The 5,128-nt window shown below is 70.3% G+C and carries 5 protein-coding genes and 1 pseudogene; 1 reads left to right on the plus strand and 5 read right to left on the minus strand.

Translation table 11 applies throughout. The annotated features are described in order from the left end of the window. Positions 1-1,002 (plus strand): lysylphosphatidylglycerol synthase domain-containing protein (locus H0W38_RS16150; RefSeq protein ID WP_292455947.1); only part of this gene is annotated, 1,002 nt, incomplete at its 5' end. Positions 1,003-1,404: 402 nt separating this feature from the next. Here the strand turns inward: H0W38_RS16150 and H0W38_RS16155 are convergent. From H0W38_RS16155 to H0W38_RS16180, 5 genes and pseudogenes are all read right to left on the minus strand, one after another. Further along, the gene (locus H0W38_RS16155) at positions 1,405-1,977 is read right to left on the minus strand and encodes a DUF3299 domain-containing protein (RefSeq protein ID WP_292455949.1); all 573 of its coding nucleotides are present in this window, start codon (positions 1,975-1,977) and stop codon (positions 1,405-1,407) included. 3 nt (positions 1,978-1,980) lie between these two features. Then, positions 1,981-3,243 (minus strand): ABC transporter permease, encoded by a 1,263-nt coding sequence (locus H0W38_RS16160; RefSeq protein WP_292455952.1) that lies wholly within the window; start codon positions 3,241-3,243, stop codon positions 1,981-1,983. After that, positions 3,240-3,967: pseudogene (locus tag H0W38_RS16170) on the minus strand (ATP-binding cassette domain-containing protein). The gene H0W38_RS16160 and the pseudogene H0W38_RS16170 overlap by 4 nt, the downstream one beginning before the upstream one ends. Continuing rightward, positions 3,964-4,512, minus strand: a complete 549-nt coding sequence (locus H0W38_RS16175; protein WP_292455957.1) for a DUF2796 domain-containing protein — start codon at positions 4,510-4,512, stop codon at positions 3,964-3,966. Before H0W38_RS16175 ends, H0W38_RS16170 begins: the two are co-directional and overlap by 4 nt. A gap of 134 nt (positions 4,513-4,646) precedes the next feature. Continuing rightward, positions 4,647-5,128 (minus strand): DUF1826 domain-containing protein (locus tag H0W38_RS16180; RefSeq protein ID WP_292455958.1); only part of this gene is annotated, 482 nt, incomplete at its 5' end.

A 5,128-nucleotide genomic window follows, 5' to 3' on the forward strand; every position in this document is an offset into this window, starting at 1 on the left:
GATGCCTCCGCAGTGAGCGGCGGCGCCGTCGGCGGCGAGCCGGGCGGGAGCGCGCCTTGCCCGCGCTTGCAGATGCTTCGAGACGCCTGGCCGTGGTTGCGGCGCCTGTTCACTGCCGGCTTCATCGGGCTGGCCGTCACACTGCTCGTGGTGCAGTTGCGCACGCTCGACGCGGACCAGCTCGTCGCCACCCTGAGCCGGTTTCCCACGCGGGCGCTGGCAGCGGGCGCGGCGTTCAGCGCGCTCAGCTATGTCGCCTACTGCGGCTTCGATCTGCTGGGCCGCCGCTACACGCGCCACCGGCTGAAGACGCGCCACGTCCTCGCGCTCGGCTTCGTCAGCCATGCGTTCGCGCTCAACCTGGGCGCTGCCGGCGTGGGCCTGCGCTTTCGCGCCTACGGCCGCCTCGGCGTCAAGACCGGCACGGTGGCCCGGCTGTGGCTGGTGTGCTTCGTGAGCAACTGGCTCGGCTTTCTGGTGCTCGCCGGGCTGCTGCTGGCGCTGCAGCTGGGCGGTGCGCCGTTCGGCGCCGGCACGTCGCCGGAGCTCCTGCAGGCGATCGGCTGCGCCTTTCTCGGCGCCGCGTTGGCCTACTTCGCGCTTTGCGGCCTGTCGCGCGTTCGCTCGTGGACGGTGTTCGGACAGACACTGCAGCTGCCTTCCCTGCGCTTCGCCCTCGCGCAGTGCGCGCTGTCGGTGCTGCAGTGGGCGCTGATCGCCGCAGGCCTGTTCGCGCTGCTGCAGCAGGCGGTTCCTTTCGTCACCGTGCTCGGCGTGCTGCTGGTGTGCGCGACGGCGTTGGCGGTGGTCGACGTGCCGGGCGGCCTGGGCGTGACCGAAGCGGTGTTCATCACCCTGCTCGGCGGCCAGGTGGCGATGGCCGCGCTGGTGTCGGCGCTGCTCGTGTACCGCCTCGTCTACTACCTCGCGCCGCTGCTGCTGGCGGGCCTGGCCTACCTGCGGCTGGAGATGAGGCCTCCCAGCTTGGCCGGCCGTCACTGACCGGCGCACGGCTCGAAGCGTCATGCCGGGCTTTCACAAGACCCGCGGACGCTTCGCATGTCACCCGTTCGCGAGCGGTATGCCGCTTGCTCCGCTGCTCTCATGAACCTGCCACTTCCCTCCCCGACCGTTGCCCTCAGGACTCTGCGCGCTCACACGATCCCGCCGCACCCCGAGCCGCCTTCTCCGCAACACCCTCCCGAGCCACCGCCCACCGGCCCGGACCTCGTTCCGCCGAAGGTCGACGATCCGCCGGCACCCGACGAATCCGATCCGGTGCGCGACCCCGGAACGCATCCTCCGGCGGTGGTCGCTGCCGCCCTGACCGGGTGCTGAGCTTGCCGGTCAAGCCGATCAGCCGCTCGACAACCGTCGCGGCGACGCGCTGCGTCTGCCGGGGGATCAGCGCTGCGCCGGCGGCTCGTAGCGATCGATCACCACGGCTTGCATTCGGTAGCCGCTCGTGCCCATGGCCGAGTCCTGGCGGAAGGTCTTCAAGGTGCCGCTGACCCACACGGTGTCCATCGTGCGAAAGCCCTTCACCGGCTTGTCGGCAATGACGTGAATGATCTGGTTGGCGGGCGGCGGCGGGCTGTGGATGCAGGCGCCGAAATAAGGCACGAGCAGAAACTCCTTCAGCTCGCCCTTCACCTGCTCCAGCGGCACCACGTAGCCGGGCAGCTTGATTCTGGTGCCGTCCATCTCGCTGTTGGTCGGCGCGGTGTCCCAGATCTGCCGCAGCTCGCGCATCGCCTCGAGCACGCGCGGACTGCTGTCGCTGAGCATGCCCAGGTCCATGTCCTTGAAGTGCTCCAGCGGGTTCCAGCCCTTGGGCACCAGCTCCTCCCAATCGATCTCCTTGAACTCGGCGGACTGCGGCGCAGCAGGCGGCTTGGCCTCCGCCGCGGCCGCCGGCAGGCTGGCAGCCGCACAGGCGAAGAGCAACGGCAGGGCGAGCAAAAGGCGCTTCTTCATCGCTCAAACCCTCGGAGAAAGCCCGTCGATCAGCGACAGGCGGTAGGCGCGAATGCCAGGCAGCAGGCTGGCCAGCCAGCCGCCGACGAGCACGCTTGCGACCAGCAGCACCTCGTTTTGCGAAGGCGCCTGCAGGCGCAGCGCCACGCCGAATTGCGTCGCCGTCCAGCCGCCCAGCGCCAGCACGAGGACAGCGTACACGGCGCAGCCCAGCACCACGCCGCACAGGGTGACCAGCGCGCCCTCCGCCGCCAGCAGGAACATGAGCTGACGTGGCCCGGCGCCCACCGCACGCAGGATCGCGAGCTCGCGGCGCCGCTCGTTCAGGCCGGCCATGATCACGGCGACCAGCCCGGCCAGGCTCACCAGTGCCACCAGAGCCGTCATCGCCAGCAGGCCGCGTTCGCCGATGCCCACCACGTCCCACAGCTCGTCGAGCGCGACGCCGGGCAGGATGGCCATCAGCGGCTCGGCCTCGAAGCCGGCCACCTCGCGCTGCACCGAGAACACCGCGGCCCGGCTCTTCAGCCCGACCAGCAGCGCCGTCACGCTGCGAGGCGTGAGATCGTGGCGGCTGACTTGGTCGGCCGGCACCGACAGCCCGGGCAGCGGCGCGCCGGCCATCCAGTCGAGGTGGATCGCCTGCATGCCGTCCAGCCCGATGTGCACCGAGCGGTCGACCGGCGTGCCGGTGCGCTGCAGGATGCCGACCACGGTGAAGGGCTTGTCGGCGTGGTCGTTGGCGGCCATCGCGCCGTCGCCGTGGCTGAGCACGAGGCGTTCACCGAGAACGTAGCCGAGCTGCCGGGCCACGTCGGCACCCAGCACGGCGTCGAACACCGACTCGAACGGCCGGCCCTGCGCCAGCACCAGCGGCTCGCGATTGCCGTGGCGGAAGTGCTCGAAGTAATCGCGCGACGTGCCCACGACCGCAAAGCCGCGGTGCGAATCGCCCGGCGAGATGGGCACCGTCCAGGCCACCGCCTTGTGCCGCGCGATCGCCTGCACGCTGCTCCAGCCGATGCTGTTGGTCGCGCTGCCGATGCGAAACACCGAATACAGCAGCAACTGCACGGGGCCGGTGCGCGCACCGACGATGAGATCGGTGCCCGACACCGACTGCGAGAAGTTCTCGCGCACGTCGGTGCGGATGCGCTCGATGCCGAGCAGCAGCAGGGTCGACAGCGCGATCGACAACACCACGAGCGAGAGCACGAAGCGCCGGTTCCAGGCGCTGTGCGCGGCCAGGTTCAGCAGCGCCTTCATGCCGATGCCTCGGCGGCGGTGGCACGGTTGAGCGTTGGCAAGTCGACCTGCCGATCGAACTGCGGTGCGAGGCGCGCGTCGTGGCTCACGAACAGCAGGGCGCTGCCGGCGTCGGCGCAGGCCCCCAGCAACAGGCGCATGAAGGACTCGCGCAAGGCTTCGTCGAGCGCTGAGGTCGGCTCGTCGGCGATCACCAGTTCGGGCCGGCCGACGAGGGCACGTGCCGCCGCCACGCGCTGCTGCTGGCCGACCGAGAGTTCCGACGCGCTGCGTCGGCACAGCGCAGCGTCGAGCCCGAGGCGTTCGAGCAGGCGACTTGCCGTCTGCGCGGCGGCGACGCCGCTCTCGGTCGAGCGCGTCGCGCGCCGGGTCGAGAAACGGCAAGGCAGCAGCACGTGTCGAGCACCGAGAGATACGGCAGCAGGTTGAACTGCTGGAAGACGTAGCCGACGTGATCGGCGCGCAGGCGGTCGCGCCGCACCGGCGAGAGCGCTCGCCAGTCGCTGCCGAGCAGGCGAACAGTGCCCTCGTCTGCCGTCAAGACGCCGGCCGCCAGCGACAGCAGCGTGCTCTTGCCGCAACCGCTGGGTCCGCGCACGAACACCGTCTCGCCGGGCAGCAGCTCGAAGCGCTCGATCGCCACACAGTCGCGCTGGGCCCGCGGCCAGCGAAACCGCAAGCCCTCGATGCTCAGCAGCGGCTGCCTCGTTTCAGGGGTGCTCACCGCGCGAGTTTCAGCAACTTCTGCGGGCGCTCGAGCGTCTGCTTCGATTGCCCCTGCGGGCCGGCCACCTGCACCTCGATGCGCTTGATGCGCTTGAAGGCGTCGAACAGGCCGAGCTCGATCGAAGCGAGCTTGTCGGGCTGCGCGCAGGTGAACACGAAGGTGGCGTCGAGGTCGGCGTGCTCGTCTTCCTTGCCGCCCGCGGGCGCGGTGGATTGCAGAGCCTCGGATTCGACGGTCGTCTTCGCAAGCTTGCACTGTGCCGCCGCGGCCGGCCGAACCAGCGACGCCCCGTCGTTCATGCGCTTCATCGCGTCATCGGCGGCCTTGCGCTGCGCGGGGGTGCGCGGCCGGTGCTCGAAGCCGAGCAGGCTGTCCAGGGGCGCTTCGAGGGCGACCGTGAGCGTCTGGGCTTCCACAGCGACGTCGAGGTTCACCAGGCCGTGCACATGGGCGTGCCCCTGCGCAAGGAGCGCGGTGGGCACGAGCAGCGCGCCCGACAGCGCGATTGCGCGCACGGAGATGAGGTTCCGATTGGTTGGCATAGGAGAACCTTTCGAGTAATGGTTTCGAGGGGTGATTTCGAGGGGTGGAAAAGACGAACTTTTGCGTACTGCTGCTTCGCCAGCGCCCGCAACGCCCGAAACGCCCGGGCAACGCCGAGTGAGGTGCGCCGGACTCATCCCGGCACTTCGAGCATCCCGGCCGGCGCGGAGTTCAGACACAGCACGAGGCGCGTCACGCCCGTGCCTGCGATGCGGGGCGAACGGTGGACGATGCCGCTCTCGTGAGTGTGTTCGATGAAGCCGCAGCCTTTGAACAAGCCGACGGCATGAGGGGACATGAAGAACGGTGCGTCCACGTCCTCGTCGGGCCTTGCCAGCGCGAGCGCGCCGCGCGCGGGCTCCAGCCACTGCGTTGCCGGGCCGCGGTAGGTGCTCAGCAGGCGCAGCGGCACGCAGTCGCGGTGCCAGCGGCGGCAGGCGTCGTCGCCGACGGCTTGAAGGCGCAGCCGAACCGACGCGCTGCCCGCGATGCGAGCGAAGCGGGCCACCAGAGCGCAGATGTCCTCGATCAGCGCGTCGCGCTGTCCGCCGCGCGGCGTACCCGACGCGTCGCAGGCGGCGCGCAGGGCCGCGCCGGCGCTGGCCGGAGTGACAT

Source organism: Methylibium sp. (assembly GCF_013817365.1).
In the GTDB taxonomy this organism is placed as follows: Bacteria; Pseudomonadota; Gammaproteobacteria; order Burkholderiales; family Burkholderiaceae_C; genus Methylibium.

Excerpts from the sequence above, each read along its gene's own strand:
- H0W38_RS16155 (WP_292455949.1), bottom strand. The coding sequence starts at position 1,977 with ATGAAGAAGCGCCTTTTGCTCGCCCTGCCGTTGCTCTTCGCCTGTGCG.
- H0W38_RS16160 (WP_292455952.1), bottom strand. The coding sequence starts at position 3,243 with ATGAAGGCGCTGCTGAACCTGGCCGCGCACAGCGCCTGGAACCGGCGC.
- H0W38_RS16175 (WP_292455957.1), bottom strand. The coding sequence starts at position 4,512 with ATGCCAACCAATCGGAACCTCATCTCCGTGCGCGCAATCGCGCTGTCG.